The following is an 18,893-nucleotide window of genomic DNA, read 5'->3' on the forward strand; positions in this document are numbered from 1 at the left end:
CTTGACACGACACGTTGTTAGCGGCTCTCGCGCACCCGAATCACTTACTGGTGTAAGCTCATCGGGACTTACTCGTTTGCTGCTAATGACGCTAGTTAATATGCGGTTTTACTTTACCTGCGTGACACTATTTTATCTGGAAGATACTGTCTAAGCGGCTAACGCCCAGTCCGTTGACTTTCTTCACTTTAATCTGCACTGGAATCCGGTCTTTCATTGCTTCAACATGGCTGATGACTCCAATGGTTTTGCCCGACGCATTCAGGCTATCCAGAGCATCCAGCGCAGTATCCAGTGTTTCAGCATCGAGCGTACCAAAGCCTTCATCAAGAAACAGAGAGTCAATGCTGGTTTTATGACTGACCAGATCCGACAGCGCCAGAGCAAGCGCCAAACTGACTAAAAAGCTTTCGCCCCCAGACAAGGTGCGGGTATCTCGTATTGCATCCGCCTGCCAGGTATCCACAACTTGCAGCTCTAATGCATCGCTGGTTTTGCGCTGTAACAAATAGCGGCCATGTAAGCGGCTGAGCTGGTTGTTTGCCAGATAAACCAGATGATCGAGTGTCAGACCCTGAGCAAATTTGCGGAATTTATCACCCTCTTTAGAACCAATTAAATGATTGAGATAGCTCCAATCTTCATATTGCTGCTGACTGTGCTCAATTTGCTCAAACAGTGCATGCTGGTTACTACGGCGCGCTGTGTCGCTTTCTAATTGATTGCGTAACTCGCCTTGCCGTAATGTATTGGCCTTTAGTTGCATCAACAATTGCTCTGATTGCTGTTGCAATACCACCAATTCAGATGCTTTATCGACACCCGCCGGACACTGCTGTAATAGTTGCTCCAGCGCTTCATTGGCATGTTGCTGGCGGATGTTGACTTGTTGTTGTCGCTCGCTCAATTGCTGTTTTAATTGCTGCAAACGTTGCCTTTCCTCTTCATCCAGCAGTGCGGCGTTTAAGGCGGCTTCATCCTCGAACTCGCTGATCGCCAGTGCTTGCTGTAATTGAGCTTGAGCGGTGGCAGCGCGCTGCTGATTATGCTGATATTGTTGCTCTAAGCCCGCCAGTTCCCCCGCTAATCGGTTTAGCTGGGACTGAGTCTGTTGCAGGATTTCTGCCGCATTCTGTTGTATCAACTCGGCTTGTTGTTGTTGTTGGCGCAACACCTGACGAGCCTCAGTAGTACTGATATCACCAAACAGTGCCTGACGTTGCTGACTCTGTTGTTGTAATAGGGTTTCAGCCTGTTGGTGTTGTTGGGTGAGCGCCGATAATTGGTCAACGCACTCTTGTAAATGGCGACGCTCTTCTTCAATCCGCGTTTCCAGTGTTTTTTGCCCCAGAACCAACTGTTGTTGTTCTTGCTGATTCTGCTGCCAACGCTGGTGTTCCTCTTCCCGCAGAGTCAGCCAACTCTGCTGCTGGTCTGCTGCTGGTACTGATAATGATAAATCAGCCAAACTATTATTGAAGTCTTGGCGCATCTGAGCTAAATCATCTTGCTGGCGTTGATGCTGTAACTGCAGTTTCTGCTGGGCTTGCTGAGTATCTTGCTGGCGCTGAGTGATTAATGCCAGTTGTTGCAAGTGTTTTTGCTGCTGCTGTTCTGCTTGAGCCAGAGCATCTTTAGCTTGTTGATATTGCTGGTTTAGCTGCTCATATTCAGCCAATTTCCGCTGGCAGTGTTGTTCTGATTGTTCCTGCTGTTCCAGCCAATCCATTAATGCTGCATGTTCATGTAATGCAAATGTCAACGCCAGAGGTTGCGCCAGCTGCTGCCAGCGCTGTTGATAATCGGCCAATTGCTGGCGGCTGTGCTGTAACTCTTGCTCTAGATGCTGCTGCTGTTGCTGCATACTGTTGTTTTGCGCGCTTAATTCTGAGCCTTCAGTGGCGAGCTGTTCAACCTGACGGCGCAGTTTCTCGAGGCGTTCGGCTGTTTCCGACGGTTTTACCGCCTGATACTCAGTGATAGCGGGGTGATCCAATGCGCCACATAGTGGGCAGGCATCTCCCGGTTGGAGTTTGGCTCTTTCCGCTTCCAGTCTGACTATCTGATTTTCGCGTTCCCACAAGGTTTCCAGATCAGCCTGATGTTGTTTTTGATGTTTGTAGCGCTGACGTTTTTCTTCTAACTGCTGTTCAAGCTGTTTTAATTGTTGCTGTTGGCTGGCGAATTGCTGCTGCTGTTTATCGTGCTGTGCCTGAACTTGTTGTGCTAAAGGCGATAATGTGGCGAGTTGTTGCCGGGCCGGTCGCTGTTGCTGCAACTCGTCAAGTTGTTGGCGCAATTGTGCTGCGGGCTGTTGCTGCTCGAATGCTGCTAATTGCTGCTGGATGCTACCTGCTTGCGAGGCCGCGTGTACTAATACGGCCTGTTGCTGTTTATCCTGTTCATTTAATGTGGCCGCTTGCTGTTGCAAGTTGCTCAGTAATAAGGCTTGCTGCTGTAATTGCTGCTCGTTAGCCACTGACTGCTGGTGCTGTATGTGCAATTGGCGGAACTGTTCGCGCCATAACGGTAGGTACTTTACCCAGTGTTGATGGTGGGGATATTGCTGTGCATATTCAGCTAATTGTTGCAGGCGCTGATGCATTTTTAGCAACTGCTGCTCATTTAACTCAAGTTGCTGTCTACCTTGTTGTTCTTTGCCGCGCAATTGCTGCAATTGAGTGGCAAATTGCGCTAATGAGTGCTGTTGTTGCGCGATAAGGTTATCCAGCGGTACCACTTTTTGCTCAATCAGTGTTTCTTGTTCATGCTGCTTGGCCGCCTGTTGTTGGCGTGCGGTATTGGCTTGTTCCAGAGCTTGAGCCAGGGGGGTTAGTTGGCTCTGAAGCTGTTGCTGCTGTTGGGTCAGCGCGGTGATACGCAGTTGTGTCTGTTGCACATCCTGTTGGCTGAGTGAGCAGTCACGCAGTAAAGGGCGCAACTTCTCAGCCGGTTCACTACGGGCCAGCCGTTGTAATTCGGGTTGTGCCTGCTGATATTCTTGTTCAATAATTGTTTGCTGCTGCTGATATTCTTGTAGATTCTGCTGCTGTCTCTGCCAGCCGGTTAACCAGTTTATTTGGTTTTGACTCGCTGATTGTGCTGAAACAAGCTGCTTTTCTTGTTGGTGGAGATCATCGATTTGTTGCGTTAATGCCAAGCGCTGTTCTTCATTGAGCAGTTCAATACCACTGGCTCGTTGATGTAAAGCATCCAGATTGGTCTTGGCTTGTTTATGTTGCTCAAAGACATATTCAGATAGCCGCCCGTAGATATCAGTCCCCGTTAGCTCTTCCAATAATTCAGCACGGTCATTGGCATCGGCATTGAGAAAAGCAGCAAACTGCCCCTGCGATAACATCATTGATTTAGTGAAACGGCCAAAATCCAGGCCGGTGATCGCTGCAACCATCTCCAACTTATCACGCACTTTATCGGCCAGGATTTTACCGCTGTCGCATAGCGCCAACTCAACTTTAGGGGCTTGCAGATTGCCTTCCGGGCTGTTTTTTGCCCGCCGTTGGCTCCAGAATGCACGGTAGCAGATGCCTTTTACTTCAAACTCAACTTCGGCTAGTGACTCCGCTGTGTGGCGTGTCATTAGCTCATTTTGGCTGGGCGTGACAGTCAAACGTGGTGTTTGGTGGTATAGCGCAAGGCATATGGCATCCAGCAGTGTGGTTTTACCTGCGCCTGTCGGGCCAGTGATAGCGAATAAACCGTTGCTGGCAAAAGGTTCGGCGGTGAAATCTATCTTCCACTCCCCTTGCAGAGAATTAATGTTTTTTAGACGTAAGCTTAAAATCCTCATGCAGGCTGCTCCTGTGCGGCATCTTTATCTTGCGTGATGTCATCAACCACCTGATTGAACATTTGACGCATCCGCTGTTGGCGCGGCTCGGCTAAGTCTGGCTCCAGCGCCAGCCTGCGTTCAAACACATCGGTAACACTCAGCTCATTGAGTGTCTCTTTTTCCTGCCGCTCGATACTGTTGTTACGTTGTTCTTTACTGCGACGTAACAATACAATTTCAACCGGTAGCTCTGTGGTCAGAGCCTGAATACGGCGTTGGATATCAGTAAGATAGTCTTGGGTGGCAACTTCTATATCTAGCCATACGGGTAAGCCTTGATGCTCAGAGAATTGAACCAGTTGCTGCTCTATTTGCGCTAAATCCCCTTTAATTAATTGCATTGGCTGAAATTGTGGGATGAAGAGAGGGGTAACTGATGCCAGTGCCTGTTGGTGGAATTCCACCAGATAGACACTTTTCTCCTTGCTCAATTCATCAAAACTGAGAGCAATGGGGGAGCCGCTATAACGGATATGTTCAGTTTTAGCCACTTGTTGGGCGCGATGAATATGGCCTAAAGCAATGTAATCTGCTGGTGGAAATGCCTGCGCGGGGAAAGCATCCAATGTACCAATATAGATATCGCGAACCGAGTCTGTCGTGGTGACGCCAACGGTAGTCAGGTGCCCGGTGGCAATAATGGGCAGTGGCAAACCCAGTTCGGTACGCAGTTCAACCGCCCGCTGATACAGTGCCTGGTAGTGGCCCGCGATCGCTTCTTGTAAAGCCAGTTGTTTTTGCCCTCCAGATTCACCCGCCTGACTGGTGACTAAGTCCCTTGGCCGTAAGAACGGGATCGCACACAGCAGAGCCGCAGGTTGATGTTGGCGGTCTTTTAGAATAATGATTTGTTGATCGAGATTGCTGTTGGCGCACGAAATAACGGTGGTATTGAGATAAGAGAGCAAACCCCGTGATTCATTCAGTGTTGACACAGAATCGTGATTCCCCCCCAATACCACTAACTGACAGCCAGTGGGTTGGAGCTCAACCACGAAACGGTTATATAGCTCACGGGCGTAACTGGGCGGGGAGCCAGTATCAAAGATATCACCTGCTACAATTAGCGCATCTACCTGATTTTCTTCGATCTGATTAATGAGCCAGTGCAGAAATGCCTGATGCTCAGCAGCGCGGCTTTTAGTGAAGAAATGCTGGCCTAAATGCCAATCAGAGGTATGAATAATGCGCATAAATCTCCCGCACGGCAGGTTATCAGTCAAAGATAATGGCGCTGATTATAAACGCTGCCCGCCGGATGTCGCGGCTAAAAAAAGGCTATGAGGAAAATCTCCGAGACGTCTCGCAAACTTGACTGCTGTGTTTTGCAATTATCATGAAATTTATCACTATGCTTATTGCTAGTAGAAGCGTGATGTTTTTCATAAAAATGTCACAAAACTGACGCATAATGGCTCCCGAAATCAAATAGTGACCACTAACATACTGGCAGGGTTGATGATGGCAAGACGCATACTTGTGGTGGAAGATGAAGCGCCAATCCGTGAGATGGTGTGCTTTGTGTTGGAACAGAATGGTTACCAACCATTAGAAGCCGAAGATTATGACAGCGCAGTAACTCGTCTGTCGGAGCCTTTCCCTGATTTAGTGCTGTTGGACTGGATGTTACCTGGCGGCTCGGGTATTCAGTTCATTAAACATATGAAACGTGAAGCGTTGACCAGAGATATTCCGGTGATGATGCTGACGGCCCGTGGCGAAGAAGAGGATCGGGTGCGCGGTTTGGAAGTGGGCGCAGATGACTATATTACCAAGCCGTTTTCGCCGAAGGAGCTGGTTGCGCGTATTAAAGCAGTGATGCGCCGAATATCGCCGATGGCGGTTGAGGAAGTTATTGAAATGCAAGGGCTAAGTCTTGATCCTTCCTCACATCGGGTTATGGCCAATGAGCAAGCGCTGGATATGGGGCCGACCGAGTTTAAGTTATTGCACTTCTTTATGACCCACCCGGAGCGCGTTTACAGCCGTGAACAGTTGCTTAATTATGTTTGGGGCACTAACGTTTATGTAGAAGATCGTACGGTTGACGTGCATATTCGTCGGCTACGCAAGGCGCTTGAAATTGATGGTCATGACAGAATGGTACAAACTGTCCGGGGAACTGGATACCGTTTCTCAACGCGCTACTGAGTTTTCAGTGCCGGAGAATTCGTTGTGTTAGAACGCTTATCATGGAAAACGCTGGCTCTCGAGCTGGCTCTTTTTTGTCTGCCTGCATTACTCCTGGGTGCCTTCATCGGCTATCTTCCTTGGCTATTGCTGATTTCAGCTGTCGCGGCGCTGGTTTGGAATTTCTATAATCAACTTAAGTTATCTCACTGGCTGTGGTTAGACCGTAGCATGACACCACCTGCTGGTCGCTGGAGCTGGGAGCCTTTATTTTACGGCTTGTACCAAATGCAGTTGCGAAATCGTCGGCGTCGGCGCGAACTGGCTTTGCTTATCAAACGTTTCCGCAGTGGTGCCGAATCATTGCCTGACGCGGTCGTTATTACCACAATTGATGGCAATATCTTCTGGTGTAACGGTTTAGCTCAGCAGTTGTTAGGGTTTCGTTGGCCGGAGGATAATGGCCAACACATCCTTAATTTATTGCGCTACCCGGAATTCAGCCAATATCTGCAACAACAAGAGTTCTCCCGCCCGTTGACTCTGCAACTGAACAATGGTTATTACGTCGAATTTCGTGTGATGCCTTATTCAGAAGGGCAATTATTGATGGTTGCCCGTGATGTTACCCAGATGCGGCAGTTGGAAGGCGCAAGGCGTAATTTCTTTGCCAACGTCAGTCATGAATTGCGTACGCCACTGACGGTGTTGCAAGGTTATCTGGAAATGATGAATGACCAAGAACTGGTTGGGCCATTACGGGATAAAGCACTGGGGACCATGCAAGAGCAGACTAAGCGAATGGATGGGTTGGTAAAACAGCTCTTGACGCTATCACGAATTGAAGCGGCACCTAATGTGGATATGAATGAGCGGGTGGATATTCCGTTGATGCTGAAAGTGTTACAGCATGAAGTTCAGGCTCTCAGTAACGGACGACATGAGATTACCTTCCGGGTTAACGACCAATTAAAAGTGTTTGGCAACGAAGACCAACTGCGCAGTGCGGTATCAAATCTGGTTTATAACGCCGTCAATCACACGCCTGTTGGTACCCAAATTGAGGTGTGTTGGCAGCAAACTCCACAAGGTGCACAATTTCAGGTCAGCGATAATGGGCCGGGAATCGGTCCTGAACATGTTCCACGGCTAACGGAGCGGTTCTATCGGGTGGATAAAGCCCGATCACGGCAAACGGGGGGCAGTGGGTTAGGGCTGGCAATTGTGAAACATGCATTGAGTCATCACGATGCACGTTTAGAGGTCATGAGCGAAATCGGTCTGGGGACTCGATTTATCTTTACCTTGCCGAATCGATTGATTGTTCCCGCAGTTTTAGCCGAGAATGCAGTCAAATCCTAAAAACTGCATGGATACCAAGCTGATGAAATGGGCAAAACTGACGTTGTTGCATGTCATGTTATGGTTTAGCCATGCCGTTTTAGCGCAATCTGAAGCGGTACTGTCCCCTCCGGTTGCGGTTTTACCGATGGCTTCCGTGCCTGCCACCAATACCTTATCAGGCAACCTCTCCAGTGTGGGTTCTGACACCTTAGCCAATCTGATGTCCTTGTGGGCTGATGATTTTAATCATCACTATCCTGGCGTTAATTTGCAAATTCAGGCGGCAGGTTCCTCTACTGCCCCTGCGGCGTTGGCTGTCGGTGCCGCCCAGCTTGGGCCGATGAGCCGCCCAATGAAAGCGGGTGAGATCAACGCATTTATTCAACGTTATGGCTATCCGCCACTGGCAGTTCCTGTGGCAGTTGATGCATTGGTGGTGTTTGTTCAGCAGGATAACCCACTGAACAAACTGACTTTATCGCAGCTTGATGCTATTTTTTCGCAAAATCGCCGATGTGGAGAGCCACACCAAATTCAGCGCTTTGGTCAGTTGGGATTGGAAGGGGCGTGGGCGGCGCGTTCCTTACAACGTTATAGCCGGAACTCAGCTTCGGGGACCTATGGATACTTCAAACATAAGGTGTTGTGCGATGGTGATTTTATAAATAATGTCAATGAGTTGCCTGGGTCCGCTTCTGTGGTACAGGCGGTGGCTGGCTCATTGAATGGCATTGGCTATGCCAGTATTGGTTTTCGTAATAGTGGTGTTAAACCGTTGTCACTGGCGGCGGTGGGGCAGGATTTTGTGATGCCAACACCTGAGAATGTTAAAGATGGCCGCTACCCTTTATCACGTTATCTGTATATTTATATCAATAAAGCTCCGGGCCAGCCACTGGAGCCATTGACTGCGGCGTTCCTTGAGCGGGTTCTATCGCCCGAGGGGCAAAAAAGGGTCACCCATGATGGCTATTTACCCCTACCTCCCGAGGTACTGATTCAGACCCGAAAAGCGTTAGGTTTTTACTGATTAAGGTGTTTCAGTAGTCGTTTTTTGTTTATCCAATCTGGCATTATCTCTGCGTATAAAACGATCAGTCTCTCCTGAGTATTGGTCACCAGATTGGCGGTAAATTGTTAACGACTGGCTACAAATAATACAAATCATATGGCGTGTATCTCTCAAAACATGGCACGATTAACTGGTTTGATAAAATTATCTGGATGATGATTCTGCTTTTATGATCCCGACTTGCCTTTCTCCGCTATAAACGGTCTACTTAGCGCCGTTGTTGGCCTATTCCACCTGCAAATAACTTCAAAAACACTGCATACTGACGAAATAGATTGCTTATTAACCGCCGGAGTTTGCGTTTATCAGAGCTTTGTATCGTTTCGATCACGTCGGGAAGGCCACAACTTAGAACTTTTCCTTTTGGCCATTTAACTTAGGCAACACACACCACTATGAGTCATCGTTTATCGTCTAAAGATATTATGGCATTAGGTTTTATGACCTTTGCCTTATTCGTTGGAGCTGGCAACATCATCTTCCCGCCGATGGTTGGTTTACAATCGGGTGAACATGTATGGTGGGCAGCTCTTGGTTTCCTGATAACCGCAGTTGGCTTACCGGTTATTACCATTATCGCGCTGGCCCGGGTGGGCGGGGGGATTGATGCCCTGAGTAGCCCAATTGGCCGTAGTGCTGGTTTGGTACTGGCTACCGTCTGTTATTTGGCTGTCGGCCCACTGTTTGCCACGCCACGAACCGCAACAGTTTCCTTCGAAGTGGGCATCGCCCCTTTGACTGGTGATGGCCCGTTGCCGCTGTTTATTTATAGTGTGGTTTATTTCGCGCTGGTGATTGGAATTTCGCTCTATCCGGGGCGTTTGCTGGACACCGTCGGTCATATTCTGGCACCACTGAAAATTCTGGCGCTGGCTATCTTGGGTATCGCGGCTTTGATTTGGCCTGCCGGTCCGTTGATTTCAGCCACTGATGCCTATCAGAACGTGCCTTTCTCCTCCGGTTTCGTTAATGGTTATCTGACCATGGATACCTTGGGTGCCTTGGTCTTTGGTATCGTTATCGTCAATGCGGCCCGTTCGCGTGGAGTGGTTTCCGCAGGGCTGCTGACGCGCTATACCATTTGGGCAGGATTGATTGCCGGTATCGGTTTGACGCTCGTTTACTTGAGCTTGTTTAAACTTGGCAGCGGCAGTGGCAGCCTGACGCCTGACGCACAGAATGGCGCAGTCGTGTTGCATGCTTATGTTCAGCACACCTTTGGTGGTTTGGGCAGTGTGTTCCTGGCCGCATTGATTTTCATTGCCTGTATGGTGACCGCTGTGGGCCTAACGTGTGCCTGTGCTGAATTCTTTGCTCAGTACTTGCCGCTGTCTTATCGGGCGCTGGTATTCATTCTCGGTATCTTCTCAATGATGGTATCGAATTTGGGCTTGAGTCACCTAATTCAGATTTCCATTCCGGTGCTGACAGCGATATATCCGCCATGCATTGTGCTGGTTTTGATGAGCTTTACTTTGCGCTGGTGGCATCATGCCTCACGTATCGTGGCTCCAGTTATGCTGGTTAGTTTGCTGTTCGGTATTCTTGATGCGGTGAAGGCTTCTACCTTCGCGCACTTCCTGCCTGAATGGACTCAGCATCTGCCATTGGCTGAACAAGGTCTGGCGTGGTTATCGCCTTCCCTGCTGGTATTCGTCGTCGTAGGGTTGTACGATCGCCTCTGCTGTCGCCAGGAAGTTGCTGCTAAGCAATAACGGCACAGTCATAGGATTTTTTTAGCCACGGCTCATCCCCGTGGCTTTTTGCTGAAAAAAGACGGGGCAATGTACATGGAATTACCAGTCAAAAATAAGCTGAAACGGGGCCTGACGACCCGTCATATCCGCTTTATGGCATTAGGGTCAGCAATAGGTACCGGCTTATTCTATGGTTCGGCTGATGCGATAAGAATGGCAGGGCCTAGTGTGTTATTGGCATACCTGATCGGTGGCGTGGTGGCATTTATCATCATGCGCGCGTTGGGTGAGATGTCAGTGAATAACCCACAGGCCAGCTCTTTCTCGCGCTATGCACAAGATTACCTTGGGCCAATGGCGGGCTATATCACCGGCTGGACGTATTGCTTTGAGATTTTGATTGTTGCTATTGCTGATGTGACCGCCTTCGGTATCTATATGGGGGTCTGGTTCCCGGACGTGCCTCATTGGGTATGGGTGCTGAGTGTGGTGCTGATTATTGGCGCAGTTAATATGATGAGCGTCAAAGTCTTCGGTGAACTGGAGTTCTGGTTCTCGTTCTTTAAAGTTGCCACCATCATCATCATGATTCTGGCCGGGTTTGGTATCATTATTTGGGGTATTGGTAACGGTGGGCAGCCGACCGGTATTCATAATTTATGGACTAACGGCGGCTTCTTCAGTAACGGTTATGTCGGCATGATCCTATCATTGCAACTGGTGATGTTTGCTTATGGTGGTATTGAGATTATCGGTATTACTGCCGGGGAAGCTGAAAATCCAAAAAGCTCCATTCCGAAAGCAATTAACTCAGTGCCGTGGCGTATCCTGGTATTCTACGTCGGTACCCTGTTTGTCATCATGTCTATCTACCCTTGGAATCAGGTGGGCACGAACGGTAGCCCATTTGTACTGACCTTCCAGCATATGGGGATTACCGTTGCGGCAGGTATTCTCAACTTTGTGGTGATCACCGCTTCATTATCTGCCATTAACAGTGATGTCTTTGGTGTCGGGCGTATGTTGAACGGAATGGCGGAACAGGGCCATGCACCAAAAGCCTTTGCGGCAATATCCAAGCGTGGTGTGCCTTGGGTGACGGTGTTGGTGATGATGTTTGCCATGCTGATTGCGGTTTATCTGAACTACATCATGCCGGAAAATGTGTTCCTGGTTATCGCATCGCTGGCGACTTTTGCCACTGTATGGGTATGGATCATGATTTTGTTTTCCCAGATTGGTTTCCGGCGTTCATTAAGCAAAGAACAGATTAAGGCGCTGGATTTCCCACTGCGTGGCGGTACCTTTACTTCGGTGCTGGCAATCATTTTCCTGGTGTTTATCATCGCTCTGATTGGCTGGTTCCCGACAACCCGCATTTCACTGTATGTAGGGTTAGTGTGGATTGCATTGTTGTTGGTGGGGTATTACTTGAAAGTGCGCCATCAAAAGAAACAGCGAGAGCTTGCCAAAGAAACTGAGTAATACTGAGTCAATACCTACTATCAAGCCGGGAGATTTCTCGGCTTTTTTTGCTCTATACAATCTGGGGCATTCTGCTATTTACCCCCATACTTCTCCTCCCCCAATCTCATCCCTGATATTTATAGTGACAGATGAGGGGGAAGCAGCCACTACATGACATTATTTATATCGGCGAGCTGTATATTCAGATAAATCGCCTATCTCAGGTGAATGTGTCGCGGCGTTAATGTCTGCACCAGATAGCCTTAACAGGAATGGTTTTGGTTAACGCAGGAGAATTCTATGCTTAGTGGTTGGCATCTTCCGGTCCCGCCTTTTGTTCGTCAGCGAGGCGACGCATTACAGATTACTTTATGGTTGCATGGTGAATGGTTGCATGGCGACACATTACCAGCACAGGTTTTCTTACGCTGCGAACCGGATAATGAAGAATGGCTACTGACGATGAAAGGCCAACAGCGTGATGGCTTTTGGTGTTATCGCGCGACGCTGCCTTTACATGAAGGACAACCTACACGGCGCTACTGTTTTAAACTGTTATGGGATGACGACCAACAATGGTTCGGCCCGCTGGGATTCTCGCGGGTTCCTCCGGCGCAACTGGCTCAGTTTGCCATTGATATGCCCGACAGTGGCCCTGACTGGGTGGCCGACCAAGTCTTTTATCAGATATTCCCCGATCGGTTTGCCAGTAGTCAGGGTGAGCACGGCGTGCAAAATGCGATCTATTATCATCACGCTGCGGGTCATTCGGTGGCTCGTCGTGCATGGCAACAACCATTGGATGACACTAATGCCGCTTCAACATTCTATGGCGGTGACCTGGCGGGTATCAGTCAAAAAATCCCTTATTTACAACAACTTGGCGTTACTGCGTTGTATCTAAATCCAATTTTTACCGCACCCAGCGTACATAAATATGATACGCAAGATTATTATCAGATAGATCCCTATCTGGGCGGTGAGGCGGCTTTTCTGCAATTACGTATGGCTACCCGTGAGGCCGGCATAAAATTGGTACTTGATGGGGTGTTTAATCATACCGGTGATTCCCATCATTGGTTTGATAGGCACCAGCAAGGGGATAATGGGGCTTGTCATCATCAGGACTCACCTTATCGTGGCTGGTTTAATTTCTTCCCCGATGGGCGGGCGTTGGATTGGAAAGGTAATGCCAGCTTGCCGAAACTCAACTTCGCGAGTGAGGACGTGGTAAATCAAATCTATCGGGGCGACGGTAGTGTGGTGCGTTATTGGTTACGCCCCCCTTACAGCATTGATGGTTGGCGGTTAGATGTGGTGCATATGTTGGGGGAGGAGGGCGGAGCGAAAGGGAATTTGCGCCATTTGACCGGTATCTATCAGGCGGCTAAAGAAGAAAATCCGCAGGCCTATATTCTGGGGGAACACTTTGGCGACGCACGTAATTGGTTACATGCCGGTGTAGAAGATTCGGCAATGAATTACATGGGGTTTGCATTACCGGTGCGTAGCTTTTTAGCGGGCCTGGATGTGGCTTATCATCCGATAAAACTCAAGGCTGAGGATTGTGCCTACTGGATGGATGAGTACCGAGCCGGATTGCCGCACGGCCATCAGTTGCGTTTATTTAATCAACTGGACAGCCATGATACCGCCCGTTTTATAACCCTACTGAATAATGACAAAGCCCGAATGCAGATGGCGCTGGTGTGGTTATTTAGCTGGATTGGTGTGCCTTGCTTATTTTATGGCGATGAAATTGGTCTTGATGGTGGTAATGATCCGTTCTGCCGCAAACCGTTCCCGTGGGATGAGGCTCAATGGGATAATGACCTGTTGAAATTATGCCAACGGCTGGCGGCTCTAAGGCACAAAAGCATGGCGCTGCGGCGTGGTGGTTGTCAGGTGGTTTATGCCAATGGTGACACTTTGGTGTTTATTCGTAGCTACCAACGTGAACGAGTGATGGTCGCGATACAACGTATTAGTGATATCAATGTTTCGTTGCCAGCATCCCCTTTACTCAATGTCGCTAAGTGGCTGCGCCTGGAAGGCTCATCCGAGTTGGATGGCACTGAGTCAGGCGTCAATCTGCACTTGGCTGGTGAGAGTGTCACTTTGTGGCGTGGTGTTGGTGAGCGCTAACTTAATCGTTAGCCAGCAGTGATAGCGATTAAAAGCGGCCAAGCGCCGCTTTTCCTTTTGTTGAGATATTATATATATGATAGGTAATCGTATGGCTGACCAAACAGTGGGCAGGTAACATTCAGCAAAGGGAGAATGATATGAGCACAATTAAACGAAAGGCATTGATCATTGGCGCCTCAAGAGGTTTGGGACTGGGGCTGGTTGACGAACTTAATCGCCGTGGTTGGTCAGTGACTGCGACGACACGCGGTGCTGCGAAAGATACCGCAGCCCATGCCGCCCATTGGCTAACATTGGATATTAATAAACCTGAAAGTATTAAGCAGTTTTTGCCGCAGCTACAGGGGCAGATATTCGACCTCATATTTGTTAATGCGGGTATCTCTGGGCCGGAACATCAATCAGCTCTTGAGGCGCAACCGGAAGATATTCTGGAATTATTCCAAACCAATGCCGTTTCACCTATCCGTATCGCTCAGCATCTGCTGACACAACGTAATCCAACTCAAAGTGTATTGGCCTTTATGTCTTCTCAGTTGGGGAGTATTGGTCATAATGCCTCCGGCCATAAACCTCTCTATTCAGCCAGTAAAGCCGCACTAAATATGATGACCCGTAGTTTGGTTGCTGAAGTGGCCGATCCGGCTCTGACGGTGCTATCGATTCATCCAGGTTGGGTAAAAACGGATATGGGCGGGGATGCGGCACCCCTGACCATTGCGACCAGTGTGAAGGGCGTGGTCGACCAAATTGAGCACGCTTCCGGTAAGGGCGGTCACGGTTTTATTGATTACCAGGGGCATACATTGCCTTGGTAATATCAATAAGCCAGTAAATTTCCCCCACCAATACATTGATGGGGGATGAATAGCATTGTTAATCAATATCTATATAGCCTAAATAATTCGAGTTGCAGGAAGGCGGCAAGCGAATGAGTCCCGATGAGCTTACTGGAGTAAGTGATTCGGGTGATTGAGAGCAGCCAACGCACATGCAGCTTGAAGTATGACGGGTATAGCTATCAGTAACCGATGGCGGCACCTGCTGGGCGACGGACATCGTTAGCGCCGTACAGGTAGCCTTCACGAACTTTGCCGGAAACTGCCGAGTCATTCCCCGAGTTGGCCGGGCTGACACCCTCCACTCCGGCCAAGCCCACTAGAATCAGCTCGGCTGCACCCCATGGGTTCTGTTCGACCATCTTATATCCCATGGTTTTCAGCAGATTAAGACTATCTGCGGATACGCCACGTTGTTCGTAATATACCTCATCAGGTAGCCATTGGTGATGGATGCGTGGTGCATCTACCGCCTCTTGTGGTGCCATGCCATGGTCAATGACATTGAGGGCTGTTTGCAGGGTGATGGTGATAATTCGGGAGCCACCCGGAGAGCCTAACACCATAAATGTCTTACCGTCTTTGGTCACTAATGTTGGGCTCATAGACGATAGTGGGCGCTTACCGGGGGCGATGGAGTTGGTTGCCCCCTGTACTAAACCATACAGGTTTTGCTCGCCCACTTTGACGGTGAAATCATCCATTTCATCATTCAGGAAGAAGCCAGTACCCGGGGCAATCACCACAGCACCAAAGCGGCCGTTAACCGTGTAGGTCGTGGAGACCGCATTACCTTCATTATCGACGATAGAGTAGTGGGTGGTTTCTGGTTTTTCATGGGGTTGCATCCCCGGTTGTACTTCTACCGAGGGAGTCGCTTTGTTGGCAACGATTTGCTTGCGGATATCGGCGGCGTAGCTTTTGCTCAACAGGCGATCAATCGGATTCTTAACAAACTCGGGGTCACCGAGGAAGGTATTACGGTCCATATAAGCATGGCGCATAGCTTCTGTCAGGGTATGGATGTAAGCCGCGGAATTGAAGCCCATGCTTTTCAGGTCATAGCCTTCCAGCACATTCAGAGTTTCACATAATGTCACCCCACCGGAGCTGGGTGGTGGTGAGGAAACAAATTTATAACCGCGATAACTACAGGTTATTGGTGCAGTTTCAGTGATTTTATAGTTGGCAAAATCAGCGGCTGTCAAAATACCGCCACCTTTTTTCGCCGCCGCCTCTACTGCTTGCGGTATTTTGCCCTGATAGAAGGCATCCGGCCCTTGCTCTGAGATTGCGCTAAGGGTTTCAGCCAGATCAGCCTGAACTAAACGATCCCCCGGTTGCAGTGCTTCACCATCTTTGCGCAAGAAAATACGCGCGGATTCAGGGTCTTGGCGGAAACGTTTGACGGTAGTGTCCAGAATGTCAGTATCGGCACGCGTCAGTACAAAGCCCTCACGGGCCAGTTTGATCGCCGGAGCCATCACTTGCTGGCGCGTCAATTTACCGTATTTCTTCTGCGCGCTATCCATTCCCAATACCGTACCAGGGACGCCGGCTGCCAGATAACCATACAAGCTGGCATCTTTAGTGACTTTTCCCTCTTTATCTAAATACATATCGGCGCTGGCAGCCGCTGGTGCAGTTTCACGGAAGTTGATAAATGTGTCAGTTCCATCGGCAAGGTGAATGGTCATAAAACCACCCCCACCGATATTGCCACAGCATGGATTTACAACAGCCTGTGCATATCCCACCGCCACTGCGGCATCAACGGCATTGCCGCCCATTTTTAAAATATCAGTTCCCACTTGTGAAGCGAGATATTGCGAGGTCACCACCATGCCATGTTTTGCTTCCACCGCCGGTGTAGAGGCCGCATGCAGTGTACCACTGACCAGTAAAGCCAATACAGCCAAGGGTTTGTTCCATTTTTTTAACAACATTCTGACTCCTGTTAGTTCCTGCCCGCCAGGGATGACCTGATCATTTTTGTCTGGCAGCTTAAAAGCGCTGCTTATGGCGTGTGCAAAAAAACACACCAGTAATAATTAATAGCAGAATTAATGTTTATGGCTGCTAATTAATTGGCGGCGAAAGGAGAGTTTGTCAGTTGTTGTCTGGCAGATAGGTTGATTTATGCTTGAAAGGCGCCAAGATAAATAAAAATAACTTATTGAAAATAAATAAGTATTTACGAGCTTGATAAGCTGGGAATGGAAAAGATTATTATATAGACTCTGCGGCGGGTGCTTGAAGCTGTCTGCTTTGGGCATTGTTTGAACCAGTGCTGTAAGTGCCTTGGTAAAAACAGTTGTTGTCATAAAGCAGATAGGAAAAAGCCCCGTACTGAGGTTAATCAATACGAGGCTCCCTAATGCCTAGCAACATTACGGTAGCCTTTTACCCGCCGAAAGGCAAGGCAAGGAGGCTGAATATGCCACAAAATACGTTGGTTCTATGCCTGTTAATTGTTTGTATAACAGTACTGGCATTTACATTGATTACCCATAAATCACTGTGTGAGTTACGGGTAAAAAATGGAAACAAAGAGGTTGCGGCCATTTTAGCTTACGAATCTGAACGGTAAGGCAATCGGGTGGGGAGTCATCCCCGCCCTTCGTTGTCAGGTAGAAGCTTTCAAGCACCCATTTACCACTTTATAAAATAAAAAAGCCAGTCAGGGTGAACTGACTGGCTTGATACCCCCGAGTAAATCAGGGGCGGCATAAACTGTTATTACAGTTTAGAGGCGTTTTCAGACAGGTATTTAGCTACGCCATCTGGTGATGCGCCCATACCTGCTTTACCTTTCTCCCACTGAGCAGGGCAAACTTCGCCGTGTTCTTCGTGGAATTGCAGTGCATCAACAGTACGGATCATTTCGTCGATGTTACGGCCGATTGGCAGGTCGTTAACGATTTGGCTGCGAACAATACCATTTTTGTCGATCAGGAATGAACCGCGCAATGCAACGCCAGCTTCTGGATGTTCAATGCCGTAGGCTTTCTGAATTTCACGTTTGGTATCAGCAACCATTGGGTATTTAACTTCACCAATGCCGCCTTTATCAACGGGGGTTTTACGCCATGCGTTGTGCACAAACTCAGAGTCAAAAGAAACACCAACAACTTCAACGCCACGTTTCTGGAATTCTTCGTAACGGTGGTCGAAAGCGATCAACTCTGAAGGACAAACGAAAGTGAAGTCCATTGGCCAGAAGAACAGGACGGCAGGGCGGCCGTTCAGGTGTTTTTTCAGGTTGAAGTTTTCAACGATTTCGCCGCTACCAAGAACAGCAGCTGCTGTAAAATCAGGGGCTTGACGAGTTACCAGAACCATAAATTACTCCTGTTAATAGGGATGGATTAACCAGTTGTCTTAAAAGTATCGGCACAGCATAGATATTTAAGCGCAATGAATAAAGGGATAAATACCAATCGCTGTGATAGCTTTTACCTATCGTTACGACGTTTTTAGTTTCGTAGTCTTGCTAAGATACCCATTCTGGCAGAAAGCGCAAGTGACTTAGTAGTAATAACCATACAAATAAAGATGTTTTAAGCTAGATTTGTTGGCGTTGTGCCTGCAACATCATGGCAGGATAAAACGCCCAAAACAGTTGTTCTAACGGCTGATAGTGTTGTTCTATATCCTGAAAAGAGCCAGCAAGTGCTGCCAGTTTGGGCCGCCGATTAGCCATACCTTGTAACACATCAGCTATAAAGGGTAGTTCAGCATAGCGCTCCAGCCAACGCTCCCGCCACAGATAGGCATTAAGGTGCTGAAAGCGCGCGGGTGTCTGTGGTAGATGGGGCACAATCTGGCTTTGCGCATGCTGGATAAACCCGGGCAGCGTGTAGTCCGGCACCAGTTTATCCCAATTACGTGCCAGAAAATGATCCCACAGCACATCCAAAGTGATAGGGGCAACTCGGCGGTAATCAGCACTAAAATAGCGACGGGCTTCTTTGACCAGCGGCTGCGCGTCGGTCATGACATCAACGCGGCGATGCATCATAATCCCAGCCACAATCTCAGGGGCATATTCATCCTGTGGATTACCACGGACGAAATCTGCCAGCAGATTGCCCAGTAGGGAACTGTCAGCCAGTGTGGCTAAATGGAGGTGAGCGAGAAAATTCATCTGCAAAGTATATCCCTTCTTACTTGAAGTTGCAGCGGTGTTAGCTGCCGTCATTACGCGGTCAATTTCCTGGCCCACCTCTGCGGAGCTACTGTAAGCCGTGCTCAAATCCGCATCTGGCAGATTTGCCAACTGAATCACTGGTGGGCGTCAGCTTATCGAGATGCATTCATTTACTGCCTGGCTGCGACGACAA

At 48.7% G+C, this 18,893-nt stretch carries 13 protein-coding genes; 8 read left to right on the forward strand and 5 right to left on the reverse strand.

From position 1 onward, the window contains the following. Positions 1 to 127: 127 nt before the first annotated feature. Both Q2T71_RS03785 and sbcD read right to left on the reverse strand, forming a co-directional pair. A complete protein-coding gene (locus Q2T71_RS03785; RefSeq protein WP_372558172.1) occupies positions 128 to 3,811 on the reverse strand; it encodes an AAA family ATPase in 3,684 nt (1,227 codons plus the stop codon). Continuing rightward, on the reverse strand, positions 3,808 to 5,046 hold the full coding sequence (gene sbcD / locus Q2T71_RS03790) for an exonuclease subunit SbcD (RefSeq protein WP_372558173.1): 1,239 nt from the start codon (positions 5,044 to 5,046) through the stop codon (positions 3,808 to 3,810). The genes Q2T71_RS03785 and sbcD overlap by 4 nt, the downstream gene beginning before the upstream one ends. A 268-nt stretch (positions 5,047 to 5,314) precedes the next feature. Between sbcD and phoB the strand changes: the two genes are divergently transcribed. From phoB to Q2T71_RS03825, 7 genes are all read left to right on the forward strand, one after another. Beyond that, entirely contained in the window at positions 5,315 to 6,004 is a 690-nt protein-coding gene (gene phoB / locus Q2T71_RS03795) for a phosphate response regulator transcription factor PhoB (protein ID WP_025377384.1), read from the forward strand. 24 nt (positions 6,005 to 6,028) lie between these two features. Next, positions 6,029 to 7,345 (forward strand): phosphate regulon sensor histidine kinase PhoR, encoded by a 1,317-nt coding sequence (gene phoR, locus Q2T71_RS03800; RefSeq protein ID WP_372558174.1) that lies wholly within the window; start codon positions 6,029 to 6,031, stop codon positions 7,343 to 7,345. Between the two features lie 22 nt (positions 7,346 to 7,367). Continuing rightward, positions 7,368 to 8,357: a PstS family phosphate ABC transporter substrate-binding protein gene (locus tag Q2T71_RS03805; RefSeq protein ID WP_372558175.1), complete on the forward strand. Its 990-nt coding sequence runs from the start codon at positions 7,368 to 7,370 to the stop codon at positions 8,355 to 8,357. 437 nt (positions 8,358 to 8,794) lie between these two features. Further along, positions 8,795 to 10,114 carry a branched-chain amino acid transport system II carrier protein gene (gene brnQ, locus Q2T71_RS03810; RefSeq protein ID WP_083160081.1) on the forward strand — a complete coding sequence of 440 codons (1,320 nt, stop codon included), beginning with the start codon at positions 8,795 to 8,797 and terminating at the stop codon, positions 10,112 to 10,114. Between the two features lie 75 nt (positions 10,115 to 10,189). After that, positions 10,190 to 11,581, forward strand: coding sequence for a proline-specific permease ProY (gene proY, locus Q2T71_RS03815; protein WP_372558176.1), 1,392 nt, complete (start codon positions 10,190 to 10,192; stop codon positions 11,579 to 11,581). 282 nt (positions 11,582 to 11,863) lie between these two features. After that, entirely contained in the window at positions 11,864 to 13,708 is a 1,845-nt protein-coding gene (gene malZ, locus Q2T71_RS03820) for a maltodextrin glucosidase (protein WP_372558177.1), read from the forward strand. Between the two features lie 140 nt (positions 13,709 to 13,848). Further along, positions 13,849 to 14,529, forward strand: a complete 681-nt coding sequence (locus Q2T71_RS03825) for an SDR family oxidoreductase (protein WP_372558178.1) — start codon at positions 13,849 to 13,851, stop codon at positions 14,527 to 14,529. Between the two features lie 203 nt (positions 14,530 to 14,732). Here Q2T71_RS03825 and ggt read toward each other — a convergent pair whose 3' ends face one another. Then, positions 14,733 to 16,496 carry a gamma-glutamyltransferase gene (gene ggt / locus Q2T71_RS03830; RefSeq protein WP_005182078.1) on the reverse strand — a complete coding sequence of 588 codons (1,764 nt, stop codon included), beginning with the start codon at positions 16,494 to 16,496 and terminating at the stop codon, positions 14,733 to 14,735. Between the two features lie 491 nt (positions 16,497 to 16,987). Between ggt and Q2T71_RS03835 the strand changes: the two genes are divergently transcribed. Then, positions 16,988 to 17,140 (forward strand): type I toxin-antitoxin system Hok family toxin, encoded by a 153-nt coding sequence (locus Q2T71_RS03835; protein WP_372558179.1) that lies wholly within the window; start codon positions 16,988 to 16,990, stop codon positions 17,138 to 17,140. A 149-nt stretch (positions 17,141 to 17,289) separates the two neighbouring features. Here the strand turns inward: Q2T71_RS03835 and Q2T71_RS03840 are convergent, their stop codons facing one another. Both Q2T71_RS03840 and Q2T71_RS03845 read right to left on the reverse strand, forming a co-directional pair. Beyond that, positions 17,290 to 17,892 carry a peroxiredoxin C gene (locus tag Q2T71_RS03840; RefSeq protein ID WP_372558180.1) on the reverse strand — a complete coding sequence of 201 codons (603 nt, stop codon included), beginning with the start codon at positions 17,890 to 17,892 and terminating at the stop codon, positions 17,290 to 17,292. Positions 17,893 to 18,115: 223 nt separating this feature from the next. After that, positions 18,116 to 18,697, reverse strand: coding sequence for an ACP phosphodiesterase (locus Q2T71_RS03845; RefSeq protein ID WP_372559838.1), 582 nt, complete (start codon positions 18,695 to 18,697; stop codon positions 18,116 to 18,118). Positions 18,698 to 18,893 lie beyond the last annotated feature (196 nt).

The organism is Yersinia sp. 1652 StPb PI (genome assembly GCF_041538345.1).
GTDB classification, from domain to species: domain Bacteria; phylum Pseudomonadota; class Gammaproteobacteria; order Enterobacterales; family Enterobacteriaceae; genus Yersinia; species Yersinia enterocolitica_E.